We start from the raw sequence: 19,301 nt of genomic DNA on the forward strand, positions 1-19,301 counted from the left end.
GCCCCTCAGGGTGATTGGGCAGGCGCCGCCAGCAGTAAATCACCCCGCTCATCCTTCGTTCCTTCCTTATCCTCCCCTTGCAGCAGGTACCCGCCCATGTCTTCCGCTCAATCGCTGACCGGCCTCCTCACCCAAGGCTTGCGCAAACTGACCGGCATCGACCGGTCCAGGCCAAAGGGCTACCGGGTAATCAACGTCGAGCTCAAGCAGCGCATCCACCTCAGCCCGTCCATGGCCCGCCTGGTGTTCACCGGCGAGGACATCGCCCAGGCGCGCACCCTGGCGCCGGACCAGCGCATCAAGCTGCTGTTTCCCGGGGCCGATGGCACGCCCTCGCAACTGCCGGTGGAAGGCGACTGGCAGGCGGCCCGGCGCAAGCTGCCGGCCGAGCAGCAACCGCCGATGCGCACCTACACCATTCGCGCCCTGCGCCTGCAGCCTGCGCAAATGGATGTGGATTTCGTCCTGCACGGGGTCAACGGCCCGGCCTCCGCCTGGGCCACCCATGCCCGGCCCGGCGACCGCCTGCAGATGGTGGTGCCGAACAAGGCCTACAGCGGCGACCCCGGTGGTTATGAATGGCTGCCGCCGGCGGGGATCCGCAAGGTGCTGTTGATGGGCGATGAAACCGCGCTGCCGGCGATTGCCGGCATTCTGGAAGAACTGCAGGGTTATCCGGACCATCCGGATGTGCAGGCGTTTATCGAAGTGCCCTATGAAAGCGATTGCATCGACCTGCGCTGCCACCCGCTGGCGCGGATCAACTGGTTGCCCCGGGACCTGCTGGGCGCACGCCATGGCGAAACCCTGATCCATGCCGCCCGGGAGCTGGCCGAACTGCCGCCGGCCAACAGCCAGCGCCGGCCGATCAAGGTTTCCGAACGCAACGACGAACAGCGCCTCTGGGAAACCGCCCAACCGGCGGACAACGATTTCTACGCCTGGGTGGCCGGCGAGTCGGCCACGGTGATGAACATTCGCCGCCACCTGATCAACGAGCGCGGCCAGGAGCGTCGCAACCTGACCCTGATGGGCTACTGGCGCCTGGGCAGCTCCCTGGGTTGAGCCCCACCAACCGCCCCACCCTCTTCCCTGTAGCCGCTGCCGAGGCCGCGAAGCTGCACAAAGGCCCGCCGGACCTTGCTTGGCGATCGCCAGCCGACCCCCTGGCGAACCCGGGATTTTTGCGCCCCTGCGGGCCGTGCGCAGCCTGCGCCAGTGGCTACAGGAAGCAAGTGTGTAGCCGCTAGGAAACCGCGGCTACCGGTTGCAGGTGGCGGCGGCGATGCACCTCCAGATGGCCCTTGAGCAGGCTCAGCACCTTGGCCTCGTGCTCGTGGATGAAGAAGTGCCCGCCCGCCAGCATGTCCACCGAAAAACTGCCGTGGGTTTCCTTGCTCCAGCCGATCAGTTGCTCGGTGGTGGCGCGATCCGTCTTGCCGCCCAGCACATGCACCGGGCAATTGAGCAGTGGCCGTTGCACCGGGCGAAAGCGCCCGCACAAGAGAAAGTCGGCCCGCAGGATCGGCAAGGTCAGGCTCATCAGTTCCTGGTTGGCCAGCACTTCTTCACTGGTGCCGTTGAGGGTGCGCAACTGTTCGATCAGTTGCTCATCGGTCTTGGACTCGGCAAACCCCCGGTCGTATTCGGTGCGCAGGGTCGGCGCAGCAGTGCCCGAGGCAAACAGCGCCACCGGCTCCGGGCACCCCAGGGCGCGCAGGGCATGGGCCAGTTCGCAGGCCAGCAAGGCGCCCAGGCTGTGGCCGAACAGGGCGTAAGGGGTGCGCAGCGTGCCCCGGATTTCCAGGGCAAGCTGCCGCGCCAGCTCGCGCATGTCGGTGTGCAGCGGCTCGGCATAACGGGCGCCACGCCCGGGCAGCTCCAGCGGTTGCAGGTGCAGCCACTGCGGCAGCTTGCGGCGCCAGCGGCTGTAGACCATGGCGCTGGCGCCGGAATACGGCAGGCACAGCAGGTTCAACTGAGTCACGGTTATTCCCTCGACGGATGGACGCTAAAGAAACGCAGCACGAGGGGAACAAATTAGTCCACCGATCACCTCAGCGCATGCGCCGATAGCTCTGCAACGCCGCCCCCAGTACCACCGCGCCGCCCGCCAGGGCCAGCCAGAAGCCGCTGCGGGCGCCGAACTGGTCCACCAGTGCTCCGGACCCCGCGGCCCCCAGGGCCACGCCGATGCTCAGGCCGGTGACCAGCCAGGTCAGGCCCTCGGTGAGCTTGGCCGGCGGCACGCTGCGTTCCACCAGGGCCATCGCGACGATCAGGGTCGGCGAGAAAAACAGCCCGGCAACGAACACCGCCAGGGACAGGCCGAGGATGTTGCTCGCCAGCAGCAGCGGCAAGGTGGTCAGCGCCGTGGCGATGCCGCCGTACATGAACAGCCGGGGCAAGGGCGTGGCCAGTTTCAGGGCGCCAAAGGCGATGCCCGCCAGGCATGAGCCGATCGCGTACACCGAGAGCACGATGCTCGCCGCCGCCGGCTGCCCCTGTTGCTGGGCGAAGGCCACGCTGACCACGTCCACCACCCCGACGATGGTGCCCATGGCGGTCATCAGCAACAGCAGCAGGCGGATTTCCACCGAGCGAATGATCGAGCCAGCGTGCCCTTCCTCATGGGGATGGACCGGCGGCTCGGTGCTCTTCTGCATGACGAACACACTGACCCCCAGCACCAGCATCAGCAGCGCCGCCAGGGGCCCGGCTTCGGGAAACAGGCCGACGCTGAGGCCCACCGACAAGGGCGGGCCGACAATGAAGCAGACCTCATCGAGCACCGACTCCAGGGCATAGGCGGTCTGCAGCTGCGGCTGGCCGCGGTACAGCTCGGTCCAGCGGGCACGGACCATGGCCGACATGCTGGGCATGCAGCCGGCCAGGGCGGCGCAGAGGAACAGGGTCCAGTGCGGGGCCTGCAAGCGGGTGCACAGCAGCAGGGCCAGCAGCGCCCCACCCCCCAGGCCGGCGGCCAGGGGCAATATCCGGCTCTGGCCGTAACGGTCCACCAGGCGCGATACCTGGGGCGCGCAGAACGCCGTGGCCAGGGCGAACGTCGCCGCCACCGAGCCGGCCAGGGCGTACCCGCCGTGCAGTTGAGCCAGCATGGTGATCAGGCCGATGCCGGTCATGGAGATCGGCATGCGCGCGATCATCCCGGCCAGCACAAAGGCCCGGCTGCCGGGGGCCTTGAACAGTTCGCGGTAGGGGTTTGCCATTTACAACGACTCCTTGGGGGGCTGCAACTTGCCACAAAGGGCAGGCACAGTAGAAACACATACGCCTCGTATGTTAAAAATCATGTAAACATACGCCTCGTATGTCAACCCGCCATTTGTTGGAGAACTGTGTCCATGAGCAGCCGCCCACGCGCCGCGATGATCGAGCAAACCCGCGCCAGGCTGATTGCCAGCGCGCGCCAGGCCTTTGCCCGCCTGGGCTACGCCAAGACCTCGATGGACGACCTGACCGCCGAAGCCGGGCTGACCCGGGGCGCGCTGTATCACCACTTCGGTGACAAGCAGGGGTTGCTGGCGGCGGTGGTGGAGCAGATCGACAGTGAAATGGATGAGCGCCTGGAGGCCATTTCCGCAGCGGCCAGTGATCCCTGGCAAGGCTTTGCCCAGCGCTGCCGGGCCTACCTGGAAATGGCCCAGGAAGCCGAAATCCGCCGCATCGTCCTGCAGGATGCCCGGGCCGTACTGGGGCAACGGCAGCCAGCCGAGGAACACTGCATCGACTCCCTCAGCCGCCGCCTGCAAGCGCTGGTCGAAGCCGGGCTGATCACGCCCGCGCCGAGCCAGGCCCTGGCGCGCCTGATCAACGGCAGCCTGGTGGACGCGGCGCTGTGGATCGCCGCCGCCGAGCAGCCCGGGCAACGCCTGCAACAAGCCCTGCAGGCGCTTGAGCTGCTGCTGCGCGGGTTGCAACCACCGCGCTGAACTGAACTCCTGAACCGCGTCCGGGGTCAGCACAACAGGGGCCACTGATGCGTTGCGTGTCGCATGGGCGCATCAGCCCCGGCCTTCGACAGCGGCGACAGGAGTGCAGTGCATGCAGATATCCCTCGACCAGCAGGTAGCCCTGGTCACTGGCGCCAGCTCCGGCATTGGCGCCGCCACCGCAATCGCCCTGGCGGCGGCCGGTGCCAGCGTGGTGCTCAACTACAACTCCCAGGCCGCGCCGGCCGAGCAGTTGGCCGCGCGGATCAATGCCGAAGGCGGCCGGGCCATTGCCATTGGCGCCGATGTGGCCGATGAGGCCCAGGTCGAGGCGCTGTTCGCCCAGGCCATCGAGGCCTTTGGTTTTCTCGACATCCTGGTGGCCAATTCCGGCCTGCAAAAGGATGGGCCGGCCGCCAGCCTGAGCCTGGACGACTGGAACCGGGTGATCGGCGTCAATCTCACCGGGCAGTTCCTCTGTGCTCGCGCGGCGCTGAACATCTTCCAGCGCCAGGGGGTGCGCGCCGGGGTGTCCAAGGCGGCGGGCAAGATCATCCACATGAGTTCGGTGCACCAGTTGATTCCCTGGGCCGGGCACGTGAATTACGCGGCTTCCAAGGGCGGCGTGGACATGCTGATGCGCACCCTGGCCCAGGAAGTCAGCCAGCAGCGGATCCGCATCAACGGCATCGCCCCGGGGGCGATCCGCACCGCCATCAACCGCACCGCCACCGAGGGCGCGGCAGAGCAGGAACTGCTCAAGCTGATTCCCTACGGCCGGGTCGGCGACCCCGAGGATGTGGCCAATGCCGCGCTATGGCTGGCCTCGGACGCCTCCGACTATGTGGTCGGCAGCACCCTGTTCATCGACGGCGGCATGAGCCTCTATCCGGAGTTTCGCGGCAATGGCTGACCAGCATCCCACGGCACAACGCCCCATCGACGCCCACGGCATCATCGGCGACATGCGCAGCGCCGCCCTGGTCGACGACCAGGGCAGCATCGACTTCTTCTGCTGGCCGGAGTTCGACAGCCCGAGCATCTTCTGCTCGCTGCTGGACTCCCCCGCCGCCGGGATCTTCGAACTGGCACCGGTGCTGGCCGACGCCCGGCGCCAGCAGATCTACCTGCCCGACAGCAACGTCCTGCAGACCCGCTGGCTGGGAACCGAGGCGGTGGTGGAAGTCACCGACCTGCTGACCATCGACGACGACCCCGAGCAGCTGCCGCTGCTGATCCGCCGGGTACGGGTGGTCAGCGGCCAGGCCACCCTGCGCCTGCACTGCGCGCCGCGCCTGGACTATGGCCGGGCCGCCACCGGGGCACGACAGGAAGGCGACTCGGTGTGCTTCGAAGCCCCCGGGCAGCCCGGGCTGCGCCTGCTGGGCGACCAGCCGCTTTACCTTGAACGGGACTCGGCCCGGGCCGAGTTCGTGCTGCAACAGGGCCAGGGCGCCGAATTCATCCTCGGTGGCGTCGACGATCTGCGGGTGCGGCACGGCGATAGCGAGCTGCACCTTACGCGCACCCTGAAGTTCTGGCGCGACTGGATCGGCCAGTCCAACTACCGCGGCCGCTGGCGCGAGATGGTCAACCGTTCGGCCCTGGCGCTGAAACTGCTGACCTCCAGGCGCCATGGCGCGATCCTCGCGGCGGCCACCTTCGGCCTGCCGGAAAGCCCCGGCGGCGAACGCAACTGGGACTACCGCTACACCTGGGTACGCGACGCCTCGTTCACCGTCTACGCCTTCATGCGCCTGGGTTTCGTCGAGGAGGCCAACGCCTACATGGGCTGGCTGCGGGGCCGGGTCAGCGACTGCCATGGGCAACCGATGAAGCTCAATATCCTGTACGGCATCGACGGCCGCCAGGAGTTGCCGGAGACCGAGCTTGGGCACCTCTCCGGGCACGGCGGCGCGCAACCGGTGCGCATCGGCAACCAGGCCTACGACCAGGTGCAGCTGGATATCTTCGGCGAGCTGCTGGATGCGGTGTACCTGGTGAACAAGTACGGCGAGGCCATCTCCCACGAAGGCTGGAAACACACGGTACAGGTGGTGGACCAGGTCTGTGACAGCTGGCAGAGCAAGGATGTGGGCATCTGGGAGATGCGCGGCGAGCAGCACCACTTCCTGCACTCGCGGCTGATGTGCTGGGTGGCGGTGGACCGCGCCATCCGCCTGGCCTCCAAGCGTTCGCTGCCGGCCCCCTTCGCCCGCTGGGACCAGACCCGGCAAGCCATCTACGACGATATCTGGAGCCGGTTCTGGAACCAGGAGCACGGGCATTTCGTCCAGCACATCGGCAGTACCGCCCTGGACGGTTCGATGCTGCTGATGCCCCTGGTGCGCTTTGTCAGCGCCAAGGACCCGCGCTGGCTGGCGACCCTGGATGCCATCGAAAAGAGCCTGGTGCGTGACGGCATGGTCTACCGCTACCGCAATGACGACAGCCAGATCGACGGCCTGGCCGGCACCGAAGGCGCCTTCGCCGCCTGCTCGTTCTGGTACGTCGAATGCCTGGCCCGCGCCGGGCGCCTGGAGCAGGCGCACCTGGAGTTCGAGCAACTGCTGCGCTATGCCAACCCCCTGGGCCTGTACGCCGAGGAGTTCGACAGCCACGGCCGTCACCTGGGCAACACGCCCCAGGCCCTGACGCACCTGGCGCTGATCAGCGCGGCAAGTTTTCTCGACCGGCGCTTGAGTGGCGACAAGAGCGTCTGGCAACCTTGAGCCCGGCCCCGGTGCTGAGACCGGGGCGCTCTTCCCTTGGTGCCCGACAGAAATGGAACTCGCCCCATGCCCGACTCGCCGATCATCGCCGTGATGATCCATGCCGCCGACTGGCGTGCCGCCACCCATTGGTACGCCCAGGCCTTTCCCCAGGCCCGCCGGGTCCTGCACGAGCCGGATGATTTCGGCCATTTGCAGCTCGCGGGCCTGTCCCTGGAAATCGTCCCCTGCGACGCCAAGGTCGGCCAGGGGCCGGCGGGCACGGTGGTGTACTGGCAGGTCGCCGATCTGCCCGGCCAGGTGCAGCGCCTGACCGGGCTGGGTGGGCGCCTGTATCGCGGGCCCATGGTCATTGAAGGCGGCGACTCGATCTGCCAGGTGCAGGACCCCTGGGGCAACTGCATCGGCCTGCGCCAGCCGGCCCGTTTGGGGCAAGCGTCATGAACCAGGTGCTGCTGATCATCGACGTGCAACCCTGCTTCAACCCTCCGCAGTGGCTGGTGGACGGCATCAACCGCCTGCTCGGGCGCATGCCCTCGGTGGCCACGGTGGAGCGCCATGATGAAAGCCGCACGCCCTTCGCCCGGCAACTGGGCTGGCAGCCGGCGGTGGATGACCAGAGCCTGGTGGCCGCCGACAAGATCTTCATCAAGCACGGCTACGGGCCGACGACGGAGATTCTCGAGCACCTCAAAAGCCTCGCCCCCGAGCGTGTGCTGGTGTGCGGTATCCAGACCGACACCTGCGTGCTGGCCGCAGGTTTTGCCCTGTTCGATGCCGGCTTGCAGCCGACCCTGCTCACCGACCTGACCGTGGGTTCGTCCCTGGACCGCAGCGGCGGCCTGGGCATCGACCTGTGGCGGCATCACTTCAGGCACCTGGCCCGCAGCGACGAACTCTAGGGGCCGGCTTGCGGGCCCCTTTGCTGGCGCGACGCCCACGGGCTGCATGCCGCTAAGACTTGAGGACAGCACGCAAGTTTTGCGCTAGCTTTTCCCGGCCCACCGGATCCGGAGTCGTCATGCCCAGCCCAGCCTCCCTGCACCAGGTCAGCACCCCCAGCCTGCATATCGCCTATGAGGAACATGGCCCGCGCAACGCCGAGCCGGTGATCCTGCTCCACGGGTTTCCCTACGACGTGCGGGCCTACGACGAGATCGCCCCGCCCCTGGCCGAGCGCGGCTATCGGGTCATCGTTCCCTACCTGCGGGGTTACGGCCCGACGCGCTTTGCCAGCGAACAGGTGATGCGCTCCGGGCAGCAGGCGGCCCTGGCCCGGGACCTGCTGGAGCTGATGGACGCCCTGTACCTGCCCCAGGCCACCCTCGCCGGCTACGACTGGGGTGGGCGCGCCGCGTGCATCGTCGCGGCGCTGTGGCCGCAGCGGGTCAAGGGCCTGATGAGCGCCGACGGCTACAACATCCAGGACATTCCCCGGGCCATCGAGCCCCGGGCGCCGGAGACCGAGCTGCGGCTGTGGTACCAGTACTACTTCAATACCCAGCGCGGGGTGGACGGCCTGACGGCCAACCGCCGGGAATTCTGCGAGCTGTTGTGGCGCCTGTGGTCGCCAACCTGGAAACAAGGGCCCGGGCTCTATGGCCTGAGCGCGCCCTCCTTCGACAACCCGGACTTCGTCGCGGTGGTGATCCATTCCTACCGTCATCGCTTCGGCTATGTGCCGGGCGACCCGGGCCTGGAAAGCATCGAGCGGGCGCTGGAGGCGCAACCGCCGATCCGGGTGCCGACCATCGCCCTGTGCGGCGCTGACGACGGCGTCGGCCCGGCCACCGAGCCGGACCCCGATGTCGGCCTGTTCAGTGGGCCCTATCAGCGGCGGATCCTCCCGGGGATCGGCCACAACCTGCCCCAGGAAGCGCCGCAAGCCACCCTCGACGCGCTGCTGGAGTTGCTCGGCAAGCCCTGAGATGGGCGCCGGCGCACGCCATGGGCCGGAAAAAATCGGTACACTTCGCGGCCTCGATCCCCCCACAGGACATGGAATGTTATCCGTCGCCGCTTCTCCCCGACCCGGCCTGCGCCGGGCCCTGGTGCTCTGGCTGTATGCCGTCGGCGCCGGCCACCTGCTGGCCGGGCTGCTGCTGACCTGGGCCGGCCACAGTGGCCTGTTCAACGATTACCTCGCGGGCATCGAACAGGCCTTCTGGGGCGCCGCCGCGCCGGCACCGGCCCGGGCCCAGCAGATCTGGTGGCTGGGGCTGTTCGGCGCCACCCTGCAAAGCTATTCGCTGTTCCTGCTGGGGCTGGTGCACCTGGGCAACCGCCTGCGGGCCCCTGCCGCCTGGGCCTGGCTGATGGCCGGGATTGTGCTGTGGGCGCCCCAAGACATGTGGCTGTCCTGGCAGATGAACATGACCGCCCACCTGTGGATCGACAGCTTCGCCCTGCTGGTGCTGCTGCCGCCGTTACTGTGGCTGCAGCGCCACGACCGCCGTACCTCTCGTCTTCCCTCGTAAAAGGACTTCACCATCGTGGCTGATTTGCCAATCCTGCAGTGGGCTATCGCCCTGTTGCTCGCCCAGGGCGTGCTCGGCGCCCTGGATACTCTCTACCATCACGAACTCACCGTGGCCCTGCCGCAGCGTCACAGCGCCCGCAAGGAGCTCAGCATCCATGCCCTGCGCTCGTGCTTCTACGGCGTGCTGTTCCTGGGCATCGCCCACCTGGCGTTCCAGGGCATCTGGGCCCTGGTGATCGCCCTGCTGTTCGCCCTGGAAATCGGCCTGACCCTGTGGGACTTCGTGGTCGAGGATCGCAGCCGCAAGCTGCCGGCCATCGAACGCATCATGCACACCGTGCTGGCGATCAACGCCGGGGCCTTCTTCGCCCTGTACGGCCTGCAACTGCTGGAATGGTCACGCCTGCCCAGTGCCTTGAATCCCATCGACCTGGGCTGGCAGGGCTGGGCCCTGAGCCTGTTCGCCGTGGGCGTCACCGCCTCGGGCATCCGCGACGGCCTGGCGGCGCTGCGCCTGCAACGCCAGGGCCAGGGCGCCAACCCCTTTGCCGGTGGCAGCGGCAAGCGGGTGCTGGTCACCGGTGGCACCGGTTTTATCGGCGAGACCCTGGTCAACCAACTGCTGGATGCCGGGCACACGGTCAGCGTGCTGGCCCGGGACCCGCTGCGCGCCGCCTACCTGTTCGACGGTCGCGCCCGTTGCCTGCGCTCGCTGAGCAAGCTGGGCCACGGCGAAGCCTTCGACGTGATCATCAACCTGGCCGGTGCCCCGGTGGCCGGGCCGCGCTGGTCGGCCAAGCGCCAGGCGCAACTGCTGGCCAGCCGGGTCGGCACCACCGAAGCCCTGCTCAACTGGCTGCAACACGCCCAGCACAAGCCGGAGCTGTGGATCCAGGCTTCGGCCATCGGCTTCTATGGCGTGCGCGACGCCAGCCAGAGCCTGGATGAAAACGCCGAGCGCGGCGAAGGCTTCATGGCCGACCTGTGCGCGCGCTGGGAATCCTCCGCCGAACCGGCCACCCGCTTCGGCGTGCGCCAGGTGGTGCTGCGCCTGGGGATCGTCTTCGGTCCCGGCGGCGCCCTGAAGCCATTGCTGATGCCCTTCCATTTCGGCTTTGGCGGACGCATGGGCGATGGCCGGCAGATCATGAGCTGGGTGCACCGCGACGACGTGTTGCAGGTGATGGCCCGGGCCATGAACGACCCGTCCCTGTCCGGCACCTACAACATGGTGGCGCCGGAAGCGGTGAGCCAGGGCACCTTCGCCACTACTGTCGGCAAGGTGCTCAAGCGCCCGGTGTGGCTGCACGTGCCGGCTGCGCCGGTACGGGCCCTGGCCGGGGAGATGGCCGAGCTGTTCTTCGATGGCCAGAAGGTAGTGCCGGCGCGCCTGCTGCAGGCCGGCTACCGCTTCCGTTACCCGACCCTGGACGCCGCCCTGCGCGACCTGACCTGAGCTGAGGAATGCCCATGAGCAAGCCCCTGTTGTACCTGCTGGCGGGCAATGGCAGCGCCGCCGACTGGTGGGACGATGCCCTGCCGCACTTCCAGCGCTATCAGGTGCAGCCCCTGGAGCTGCCGGGGTTTGGCGACAACCCGCTGCCGCCCTGCCAGGACCTGGGTGAATACGCCGAGGCCCTGCTGGGCATGACCGAGCCGGGCCAGGGGATTGTCGCGGTGGGGGTCAGCGCGCTGATCGTGCTGCACGCCTTGCAGCGCCGCCCGGGGCACTTCTGCCGCAGTGTGCTGTTGTCGCCGGTGGGGGCCTTTCTCTGGCAACGGCGCTTGCCGGCGCTGATGTCGCCGCTGCCCGCGCGCTTGCTGATTCACGGTTTGCTCAGCCATAAACCGACGTGGTTTGCCGGCAAGTTCTCGCGCCAGCCGTGGAGCCAGGAGCAGTACCGGCGCATGGGCGCCGGCTATGGTCGGTGCCGGGCCTTCGTACCGCTGTGGGAGCAACTGCGGGCCGATACCGCGCTGCCGCTGCTGGAGTGGATCAAGGACCCGGTGCAACTGGTCTGGGGCGACCAGGACCGGCTGCTGGGGATTGCCCAGGCCGCAGCCTGGTCGGCCATCCTGGCCCGGGCCGACCTGCGGGTCAGCCTGCGGCCGGGCTGGGGCCATTACCCCTGGATCGATGCGCCGACGGCGTTCGTCGACTGGCTGGAGTCCGCCGACAACGGCTTCGTCGCCCACACCAAGGGCGGCCGCCTGCGCCTGGCGGAGCTGGCCGGCCAGCCGGTGCCCAGCGCCCTGTCCCTGGACAGCGCCAGCGACCCGCAGCTGCCGGCCCTGCTCGCCAGCCAGCCTGCGGCGCTGTGGGCGGTGCGTTCCTCCAGCTACGGCGAGGATCAGGCCGACTCGGCCAATGCCGGCTTGAGCACCACTTACCTGCGGGTGGCCAGCGAGCAAGTGCCCGGGCGCATCAGCGAACTGCGCGATGCCGGGGTCGAGGAAGTGGTGGTGCAGCGCTTTATCCAGCCGACCCTGTCGGGGATCGCCTTCGTCCGTCACCTGGCGGTGGAACTGGAGTGGGTCGAGGGCCATCTGGAAAGCCTTGCCGACGGTCAGGTCAGCCCGCAGCGGGCGATCCTTTCACGCCTGGGCGCGGCCTGGGAAAGCGGCCATTTCGCCACCACCCGGGGCCTGAGCGCCAGCGCCCTGTGGGATTTCCTGCAAGGGGTGCTCAAGACCTTCCACTACGTGCCCGGTGATGTGGAATGGGCCTGGGACGGCCAGCAACTGTGGCTGCTGCAGTACCGGCCCATCAGCGACTACGGCTGGCGCCGGCACCTGACCGCAGCCAATATCGCCGAGATCCTGCCACCGCAACCCAGCCGTTTCGTCGAGTACGGCCAGCGCCGGGCGGCGGCGAGCATTCCGGCGATCATGGCGCGCTGGGACGCCCGTGTACTGCAGGACAATGAACCCTTCACCGCGGTGTTCGGCGGCGCCTCCTATATCAACAACGACCTGTTCCTGGCGCGCCTGGCCGACTGGGGCCTGCCCTCCTCCAGCTATGCCGGCGAGGTGGGCGGCGCCACCCCGCAGCTGCCCTTGCGGCCCCTGCGCCTGTTGCGCTCGCTGCCACGGTTCCTGCGCATGCAGCACATCGCCCGCGGCCACCTGCTGAGCCTGGAGCCGGGCCTGCGGCGCTTCGACCGGGAGCTGGCGCAGTTGCGCGCCGCCGGGGCCGACGGCCAGCAACTGGCAGACTGGTTCAGCCGCTTCTATGTGTTCGTGGTGCAGGGCAACCTGTGCATCGCCACCGCCCTGGCCAGCAGTGGCGGCGCGCTGCTGGGGCGTCCGCCCACCGCCTACGACAACCTGGACAACAGCCCCCATCGCCTGCCCTGGGAAACCGACCCAGGCACCCCGCGTCCGCAGTGCGCCGAGTTGCCGTTGCAAGCCTTCCCGCACTGGAGCCCGGCCATCACCCTGGCCCACCGCCTGGGCTTGCCGGGCATGCGCGGCTATTACCTGCAAGTGCGCGAGTGGTACCGGGACAACCTGATGCGGATCTTCTTCCGCCTGCACCACGCCGTGCCCGAGGCTGATCGCGGCTACTGGTTCGCCCCCCATGAGCAGGTGCGCAACCGTGGCGGCAGCTTCTGGCAGGACGGCCGCGAAGGCAGCGAGCAGGCGGCTGGGTTCATGATCTACCCGGGCCAGGTCCAGGGCGTGCTGGGGGTCGACATTCTGCTGGAGGACACCCTCGACCCCGGGCGCCATGCCCACTATCAGCAGGCCCGGGCAGTGATCGCACGCATGGGCGGGCGCCTGTCCCACGGTTCGACCCTGTTGCGCGAACTGCGCAAGCCCTCGGCGGTACTGCCCCAGGTAGACCCGGCCTGGATCGGCCGCGAAGTGCTGTATGCCGACGGCCAACTGAGCCTGGTAGAAGGCTGAAACCCGCGCTCAAGGCTGCGCAATGCTGGCGAAGCGTTCGCGGTAGGCCTGGGGCGTCACGCCCAGGGCCCGCAGCACGCTGCGACGCAGGGTTTCCTCGCTACCGAAACCGCACTGGGCGGCGATGCGCTTGATCGGCAGGGTGCTGTCGGCCAGCAGGCGCCGGGCGCTTTCCACACGGATCAGTTCAATGGCCCGGGCCGGGGTCTGGCCGGTGTCGGCGCGGTAGTGACGGACGAAACTGCGCTCGCTCATTCCCGCCTGCTCGGCCAGCACCGGCACCGTCAGTTCGCGGTCCAGGTGCTCGGCGATCCAGGCGTGCAGCCGGTCGAAACGCCCACCCTGGTTCTGCAGCGACAGGGTTACGCTGAACTGCGATTGGCCCCCCGGGCGCTTGAGAAACACCACCAGTTGCCGCGCCACTTCCAGCGCCACTGCGCGCCCCAGGTCGGCCTCCACCAGGGCCAGGGCCAGATCGATGCCGGCGGTGACCCCGGCCGAGGTCCACACCGGGCCATCGTTGATGAAGATCGGATTGGCCTCCACCTGCAGTTGCGGATACTGCTCGGCCAACTGCTCGCAGCGGGTCCAGTGGGTGACCACCCGGCGCCCGTCCAGCCAGCCGCTGGCGGCCAGCAGAAAGGCCCCGGTGCAGACCGACGCCACCCGCCGTGACGCCGCAGCCCGGGCCGCCACCCAGGCCACCAGTTCAGGATCACGGGCCGCCTCGTAGACGCCCCAGCCACCGGCAACGATCAGGGTGTCGCAGGGCTCTTGCGGCAGCGGCAGCGGCTCGGCCAGCAGCGCCAGCCCCGAGGAGCTCAGGGTCGCCCCGCCCGGGCTGGCAATCACCCGCGGGTGGTAGGGCAAGGGCAGGCCCAGGCCGCGGGCCCGGTCATTGGCCGAGGCGAATACCTGCAGCGGCCCGCTGACATCCAGCAACTGGGCATTGGCGAAGGCCAGGACAAACACGTTTTTCGGCGCAGTGGGCATGGTTGGCGTAAATCGAGGGCTGGTTGGCGTATGCGCCAAATCCTAGAGCGCTAGAGTCAAGCCGTCCACTTCATCGACACAAGGAACAGGCAATGGCAGTGCAGATAGGTTTTCTGTTGTTCCCCGAGGTCCAGCAACTGGATCTGACCGGCCCCCATGACGTACTGGCCTCGCTGCCGGATGTGCAGGTGCACCTAATCTGGAAGGAGCCGGGGCCGGTGGTGGCCAGCTCGGGGCTGGTGCTGCAGGCCACCACAAGCTTCGCCGACTGCCCGCCGCTGGATGTGATCTGCATCCCCGGCGGTACCGGGGTCGGGGCGCTGATGGAAGACCCGCAGGCCCTGGCGTTCATCCGCCAGCAGGCCGCCCGGGCGCGCTACGTGACCTCGGTGTGCACCGGCTCCCTGGTGCTCGGCGCTGCGGGCCTGCTCCAGGGCAAGCGCGCCACCACCCACTGGGCCTACCACGAACTGCTGGCGCCGCTGGGGGCGATACCGGTGCATGAGCGGGTGGTGCGTGACGGCAACCTGCTGACCGGCGGCGGTATCACCGCCGGCATCGACTTCGCCCTGACCCTGGCCGCCGAACTGTTCGACGCCGCCACCGCGCAGCGGGTACAGCTGCAACTGGAGTACGCCCCGGCGCCACCGTTCAATGCCGGCAGCCCGGACACGGCCCCCGCCAGCGTGGTGCAGCAGGCCCGCCAGCGCGCCGCGGATTCGCTGCACAAGCGCCGGGAAATCACCCTGCGCGCGGCCGCGCGGCTGGCAGCCGGCTGAGCCTTCAGGCACGGCGCACCGGGCCCTGGCGGGCATTGCCCAGCAACTGGGTGATGGCGCCATCGCCATAGGTGCGCTCGACCCTGGAAATCACCACCTGATAACCGGCGTACCAGCGCCGGTACTGGCGCTTGGCTTCGATGTGCCTGGGGTGACTGGCAAAGGCCTGGATCGAGGCTTCGTCCTCCCAGTAATAGCTGGCGTTGATCAGCCCCTGGTCGGCGCTGGTCCAGGATTGGGCGCCGACGAAGCCCGGCAGGCTGATGGCAATTTCGTCGATCAGCGCACTGAGGCGGTGGAACTCCTCGTCGCGCTGGCCCGGCTGGTAGATAAAGGCGGCGATGTACATGGTCAAACTCCATTGGCTGATGAATCAGAGCGGACGCGCCAGCAGCGCCAGGCGCAGGGCCAGGGCCAGCAGCACCGCCGCCAGCAGCCAGGATTGCCAGCGGGCCAGCCGCGAATCGCTGCCGGGCAAGCCACGGCGCAAGGCCGCGCCGAAGATCCCCAGGCTGGTATGGAAGACCCCGCTGACCAGGGTCAGCAGCAAGCCCAGGACCACCAGTTGCACAGCGATGCTGCCGTGCTCGGGGCGCACGAACTGCGGCAGGAACACCATGAAGAACAGCAGCGCCTTGGGGTTCAGCAGGCTGTTGCACAGGGCCCGGACAAACACCGTGGCCAGCGGCACCCGGGGTGTATCGGCAAGGTCCAGGCCCCCCCGCTGGCCCAGGGCCTTCCAGGCCAGCCACAACAGGTAGGCAACCCCGGCATAGCGGATCAGGTCGAACGCCGGCGGCCAGCTGGCCACCACGGCGGTGACGCCCGTGGCCGTGAGCAGGGTCAGGCCGATATCCGCTGCGCCGATCCCCAGCCCCGATGCCACCCCACCGCGCCAGCCATAGGCTGCGCCGTGGCTGATGACAAAGGCCATGTTGGGTCCCGGCGACAGCAGCAACAGCAGCACGGCGCCGAGGAAGATCGACAGGGTGGAAAGGTCCGGCATGTGAGCGCTCCTGCGCAAAAGCCGCTAGATTAGGACGCCTGCCTGATACAAACAAAAAAGTGTTCTAGATACATGAGGTGGCCGAGCATGCGCCGTACCCGTTACAAAACCATCGTCGATCACTTCGCCCAGCGCATCCGCGCCGGCCAGCTGTGCCCAGGCACTCAGCTACCGACGGTGCGGGCGCTGATGGCCAGCGAGCAGGTGGCGCTAGCCACGGCGCTGCGGGTGTATCACGAGCTGGAAGCCATCGGCCTGGTGGTGGGCGAGCCCGGGCGCGGCACCTTTGTCCGCGACACCAGCCTGCCCCGGGGCATGGGCCTGGAACAGCACCCGGCCAGCGCCGCCTCGGTGGACCTGGCGTTCAACTACCCGTCCCTGCCCGGCCAGGCGGAAAGCCTGCGCGAGGGGCTGCGGGCGATAGCCGCCTCCGGCGACCTGGATGCCCTGCTGCATTCCGCGCCCCAGGGCGGCCGCCCCCATGAGCGCCAGACCGCGGCGCGGCACCTGCGCAACCGCGAGATCCGCGTCGCCGCCGAGCAGGTGCTGATCGTCAACGGCGCCCAGCAGGGGCTGGCGGTGAGCCTGCTGGCGCTGCTCCAGCCCGGGGACATCCTGGCAGTGGACGCCCTGACCTACCCCGGCCTCAAGACCCTGGCCCAGGTCCATCGCCTGGACCTCGAAGCGCTGCCCCAGCACAACGGCCAGATGGACCTCGACGCCCTGCAGGCCCTGTGCCGCCGGCGCCCGGTGCGGGCGCTGTACTGCATGCCGACCCTGCACAACCCCCTGGGCACTGTGATGCCCCTGGCCGAACGCCGGCGCCTGGCGCAACTGGCCCGCGAGCATGACCTGCTGCTGATCGAGGACGGCGCCTACGCCTTCCTCGCCGAACCGGCCCCGCCGCCGCTGCAGACCCTGGCCCCGGAGCGCACGTTGTATATTTCCGGGCTGTCGAAAAGCGTCGCCTCGGGCTTGCGCCTGGGGTTTATCGTCGCGCCCCTGGAGATGATCCCGGCCCTGGAACGGGCGATCCGCGTGTCCACCTGGAGCACCCCGTCGCTGACCGTGACCCTGGGCTGCCGCTGGATCGAGTCGGGGCTGGTGGACAGCCTGGAAGAACAGAAGCGCAACGATGCCCGCAGCCGCCAGCAACTGGCCCGGAGGGTGCTCAAGGGCTGCGATTACCAGGCCTATGGCTCATCGTATTTTCTCTGGCTGAAACTGCCGGAAGGGCGGCGGGCCGATGCCGTGGTGGCGGCCCTGGAACATCAGGGGGTAACGGTGACCTCGGCCGAGCCCTTCGCCACCACCGCCCATGTGCCCCAGGCCTTGCGCCTGGCCCTGGGCTCCATCGGCCTGCCGCTGCTGGAGCAGGCTCTGGAAAAGGTCCGCAACGAAATCACTCGTTGACCACACCTGCAGGAGCCGGCTTGCCGGCGAAGAGCGCCTGCTCACCGGCGTCAATGGCCGGGGGCATCATCCGTGGCCGGCGGCTCGCACGCCTCACGGCCATTCGGATCACGCCAGCGCCGCCAGACCGACTTGATCTTCCGGCCAATCATCCACAGTGCGCCAAGTATATTGGCCAGGACAAAGGCCCCCAGGAAAAATGCCAGCATCGTCAGAATGCCGGGGCAATCCGGCCCTTGGCACGACATTCCCCCCCAGCTCAAGGTGGGCAGCAGCGCCGCACCCACTACAACGATCTGCCGCAACCACGGCCATTTGCACAGAAGCCCGCGCTTAGCGTCGGGCTGAAAAAAACCTGCCACGTTCATGTTCCACTGCGTGAAGTATCAAAGCGGCCACCGCACCCAGGCTGCAGGCACGAAATGCCGGACGAAAAAAAACCCGCCGAAGCGGGTTTTTTCCAAGACCATTATGACTTCCTGTCTGCAGCATCCGTGCTAATGGTCGACCTTCCCTGATCCTGAGCGCTTCCTGCGCTGCAGTTGTGGGAAAGAAGATTAAACACAAAGCCCGGTGCGCAGAAGGCGCATTGAATTACAGCGCGTGTAGGAAATTCGCTATACCGCACTTACGCAAACCCCTAGTTCACCCCTCCAGTGCCTGGGCGGCCAAAGCCGCGAGCTTGAGCTGGTGCTGCGCCCCGGGCTGATGATCGTCCTGGAGAAACCAGGCAGCGGACAAACCACTGAAGGCCAACACCCACTGCACCAGCCGGCGCGGCTCCAGCTGCGCCGCCCGGGCAATCACCTGCACCTGGCGGGCAAAGCGCACAGGGTCGGTGGCGCTGGGCAGGTCCGGGTTGCAGATCAGGTTGGCGAAATCGAAGGTGCGCTCGCCATGTACCCGCTTGGGGTCGATCACCCGCCAGCCGCGCTCGGCGAAGTCCAGCACATTGTCGTGGTGTATATCGCCATGCAGCACCACCAGCTCCCGGGGCGTGGCCAACAGGTGCTCGGCTTCGGCCAGGCAGCGCAGGAACAACCCGCCCTGCTGCGGCGCCGCCTCGCGCAGGTCGGCAAACCAGCGGTCCAGCGACACCAGCGGCGGCCGCGGTTGTGCCCGTGGCCGGTGCAACTGTTGCAGGGTGGCGCAGACGATATGGCTGACCTCATCGTGCTGGCCCGCCAGGGCCATGCGCATCAGCGAACCCTTGCCCATGGCGCGCTCCATCAGCAGGGCATCGCCTTGCTGGGCATGAACCCGCGCCGCCCCCTCCACGGCCCACCAGGCCATCAGCCGGTTGCCGGCCTGCTCGTGTTCATCCAGGGCAATCTTCAACATGGCCGGCGCACCGTCTTGCAGACGCACCGGCAACAAGCGGCTGCCCGGGGTGACGATGGGATCGCCATCGGGCGTCAGGCGCCAGCGTTTCATATAGGTTTCGAACAAGGGGCTGCTCCAGACGGGAAGCAGCCAGTTTCAGGCGACAGGCCTGGCTCTGCAACGTGCCGCTTGCAACTGCCTGTTTCAACCCTGCTGCAGGTAGTTCTCGATATTGCTCATCTGCTCGTCCCAGCCCCGGCTGTTCATGCGAAAGGCCTTGAGCCGGCGCTCGGCGGGAATGCCGTCGAAGCCCGACTCGGTGACCCGCAGCAAGGTACCACCGGCGTGCTCTTCCAGTTCGAACCGGACCAGGGTGCTGGGCTCTGCCGAATAGTCCTGCGCGGGATCGATGGCGTAGGGGTGCCAGCGGAAGGAGAACAGCTCCTGGGGCAGCATCTGCTCCACCAGGACATCCCAGGTCAGGTGCTCATAGCCTGGGTAAGTCACCGCGCCCCGGGCCCGCTGGCCGGGTATGAACTGCTGGCCGGCCAGGGCCACGCCAAACCAGCGGCCGAAGCGTTCGGCCTCGCTCAGCGCCTGCCAGACCTGGGCCGGGTCGGCCTTGAGCAGGATCTTGCGTTCGATGCGATCTGAAGAATTCATGGGCCACCTCCAGTGATGAACACTAGACCTCTCTGAATCGAGCGCAACCTT

At 68.0% G+C, this 19,301-nt stretch carries 20 protein-coding genes; 12 read left to right on the forward strand and 8 right to left on the reverse strand.

The features are described from left to right. Positions 1–96: 96 nt before the first annotated feature. Positions 97–1,065 (forward strand): siderophore-interacting protein, encoded by a 969-nt coding sequence (locus KI242_RS21385; protein WP_015636427.1) that lies wholly within the window; start codon positions 97–99, stop codon positions 1,063–1,065. A 181-nt stretch (positions 1,066–1,246) separates the two neighbouring features. On the opposite strand, the gene KI242_RS21390 is transcribed toward KI242_RS21385, so the two are convergent. Together KI242_RS21390 and KI242_RS21395 are read right to left on the reverse strand one after the other, a co-directional pair. After that, positions 1,247–1,987 carry an alpha/beta fold hydrolase gene (locus KI242_RS21390; protein WP_212805550.1) on the reverse strand — a complete coding sequence of 247 codons (741 nt, stop codon included), beginning with the start codon at positions 1,985–1,987 and terminating at the stop codon, positions 1,247–1,249. A 70-nt stretch (positions 1,988–2,057) separates the two neighbouring features. Next, entirely contained in the window at positions 2,058–3,230 is a 1,173-nt protein-coding gene (locus KI242_RS21395) for an MFS transporter (protein WP_011062379.1), read from the reverse strand. A gap of 135 nt (positions 3,231–3,365) precedes the next feature. Here KI242_RS21395 and KI242_RS21400 point away from each other — a divergent pair, with 135 nt between their 5' ends. The 9 genes from KI242_RS21400 (at position 3,366) to KI242_RS21440 (ending at position 13,073) form a co-directional block, all read left to right on the forward strand. Next, positions 3,366–3,953 carry a TetR/AcrR family transcriptional regulator gene (locus KI242_RS21400; protein ID WP_011062380.1) on the forward strand — a complete coding sequence of 196 codons (588 nt, stop codon included), beginning with the start codon at positions 3,366–3,368 and terminating at the stop codon, positions 3,951–3,953. A 112-nt stretch (positions 3,954–4,065) separates the two neighbouring features. Further along, complete coding sequence (locus tag KI242_RS21405) at positions 4,066–4,866, forward strand: glucose 1-dehydrogenase (protein WP_011062381.1); 801 nt, start codon at positions 4,066–4,068, stop codon at positions 4,864–4,866. Continuing rightward, positions 4,859–6,685 (forward strand): glycoside hydrolase family 15 protein, encoded by a 1,827-nt coding sequence (locus KI242_RS21410; protein ID WP_041119264.1) that lies wholly within the window; start codon positions 4,859–4,861, stop codon positions 6,683–6,685. Before KI242_RS21405 ends, KI242_RS21410 begins: the two co-directional genes overlap by 8 nt. Positions 6,686–6,751: 66 nt before the next feature. Further along, positions 6,752–7,129, forward strand: a complete 378-nt coding sequence (locus KI242_RS21415; RefSeq protein WP_011062383.1) for a glyoxalase/bleomycin resistance/dioxygenase family protein — start codon at positions 6,752–6,754, stop codon at positions 7,127–7,129. Next, the gene (locus KI242_RS21420; protein ID WP_212805551.1) at positions 7,126–7,587 is read left to right on the forward strand and encodes a cysteine hydrolase family protein; all 462 of its coding nucleotides are present in this window, start codon (positions 7,126–7,128) and stop codon (positions 7,585–7,587) included. The genes KI242_RS21415 and KI242_RS21420 overlap by 4 nt, the downstream gene beginning before the upstream one ends. Before the next feature lie 119 nt (positions 7,588–7,706). Further along, positions 7,707–8,612 (forward strand): alpha/beta hydrolase, encoded by a 906-nt coding sequence (locus KI242_RS21425; protein ID WP_212805552.1) that lies wholly within the window; start codon positions 7,707–7,709, stop codon positions 8,610–8,612. A 76-nt stretch (positions 8,613–8,688) separates the two neighbouring features. Further along, on the forward strand, positions 8,689–9,162 hold the full coding sequence (locus KI242_RS21430) for a hypothetical protein (protein ID WP_015636431.1): 474 nt from the start codon (positions 8,689–8,691) through the stop codon (positions 9,160–9,162). 15 nt (positions 9,163–9,177) lie between these two features. Further along, entirely contained in the window at positions 9,178–10,620 is a 1,443-nt protein-coding gene (locus KI242_RS21435) for a TIGR01777 family oxidoreductase (protein ID WP_212805553.1), read from the forward strand. Positions 10,621–10,634: 14 nt separating this feature from the next. Further along, complete coding sequence (locus KI242_RS21440) at positions 10,635–13,073, forward strand: hypothetical protein (RefSeq protein ID WP_015636432.1); 2,439 nt, start codon at positions 10,635–10,637, stop codon at positions 13,071–13,073. Positions 13,074–13,082: 9 nt separating this feature from the next. Here KI242_RS21440 and KI242_RS21445 read toward each other — a convergent pair whose 3' ends face one another. Beyond that, positions 13,083–14,066 (reverse strand): helix-turn-helix domain-containing protein, encoded by a 984-nt coding sequence (locus KI242_RS21445; RefSeq protein ID WP_019094099.1) that lies wholly within the window; start codon positions 14,064–14,066, stop codon positions 13,083–13,085. Between the two features lie 92 nt (positions 14,067–14,158). Here KI242_RS21445 and inhA point away from each other — a divergent pair, with 92 nt between their 5' ends. Further along, on the forward strand, positions 14,159–14,845 hold the full coding sequence (gene inhA / locus KI242_RS21450; protein ID WP_011062390.1) for an isonitrile hydratase: 687 nt from the start codon (positions 14,159–14,161) through the stop codon (positions 14,843–14,845). Between the two features lie 4 nt (positions 14,846–14,849). Here inhA and KI242_RS21455 read toward each other — a convergent pair whose 3' ends face one another. Then, positions 14,850–15,194 (reverse strand): antibiotic biosynthesis monooxygenase, encoded by a 345-nt coding sequence (locus KI242_RS21455; RefSeq protein ID WP_011062391.1) that lies wholly within the window; start codon positions 15,192–15,194, stop codon positions 14,850–14,852. A gap of 24 nt (positions 15,195–15,218) precedes the next feature. Next, on the reverse strand, positions 15,219–15,851 hold the full coding sequence (locus KI242_RS21460; RefSeq protein WP_011062392.1) for a LysE family translocator: 633 nt from the start codon (positions 15,849–15,851) through the stop codon (positions 15,219–15,221). A gap of 87 nt (positions 15,852–15,938) precedes the next feature. On the opposite strand from KI242_RS21460, the gene KI242_RS21465 reads away from it, so the two are divergent. Beyond that, complete coding sequence (locus KI242_RS21465; RefSeq protein ID WP_015636436.1) at positions 15,939–17,264, forward strand: PLP-dependent aminotransferase family protein; 1,326 nt, start codon at positions 15,939–15,941, stop codon at positions 17,262–17,264. A 50-nt stretch (positions 17,265–17,314) separates the two neighbouring features. Here the strand turns inward: KI242_RS21465 and KI242_RS21470 are convergent, their stop codons facing one another. From KI242_RS21470 to KI242_RS21480, 3 genes are all read right to left on the reverse strand, one after another. Continuing rightward, positions 17,315–17,632: a hypothetical protein gene (locus KI242_RS21470; protein WP_053152913.1), complete on the reverse strand. Its 318-nt coding sequence runs from the start codon at positions 17,630–17,632 to the stop codon at positions 17,315–17,317. A 277-nt stretch (positions 17,633–17,909) separates the two neighbouring features. Beyond that, positions 17,910–18,713, reverse strand: coding sequence for an aminoglycoside phosphotransferase family protein (locus KI242_RS21475; protein ID WP_212805554.1), 804 nt, complete (start codon positions 18,711–18,713; stop codon positions 17,910–17,912). Positions 18,714–18,791: 78 nt separating this feature from the next. After that, entirely contained in the window at positions 18,792–19,250 is a 459-nt protein-coding gene (locus KI242_RS21480; protein WP_011062395.1) for an SRPBCC family protein, read from the reverse strand. Positions 19,251–19,301 lie beyond the last annotated feature (51 nt).

This window comes from Pseudomonas sp. Eqa60, from assembly GCF_018326405.1.
Classification (GTDB): Bacteria; Pseudomonadota; Gammaproteobacteria; order Pseudomonadales; family Pseudomonadaceae; genus Aquipseudomonas; species Aquipseudomonas protegens.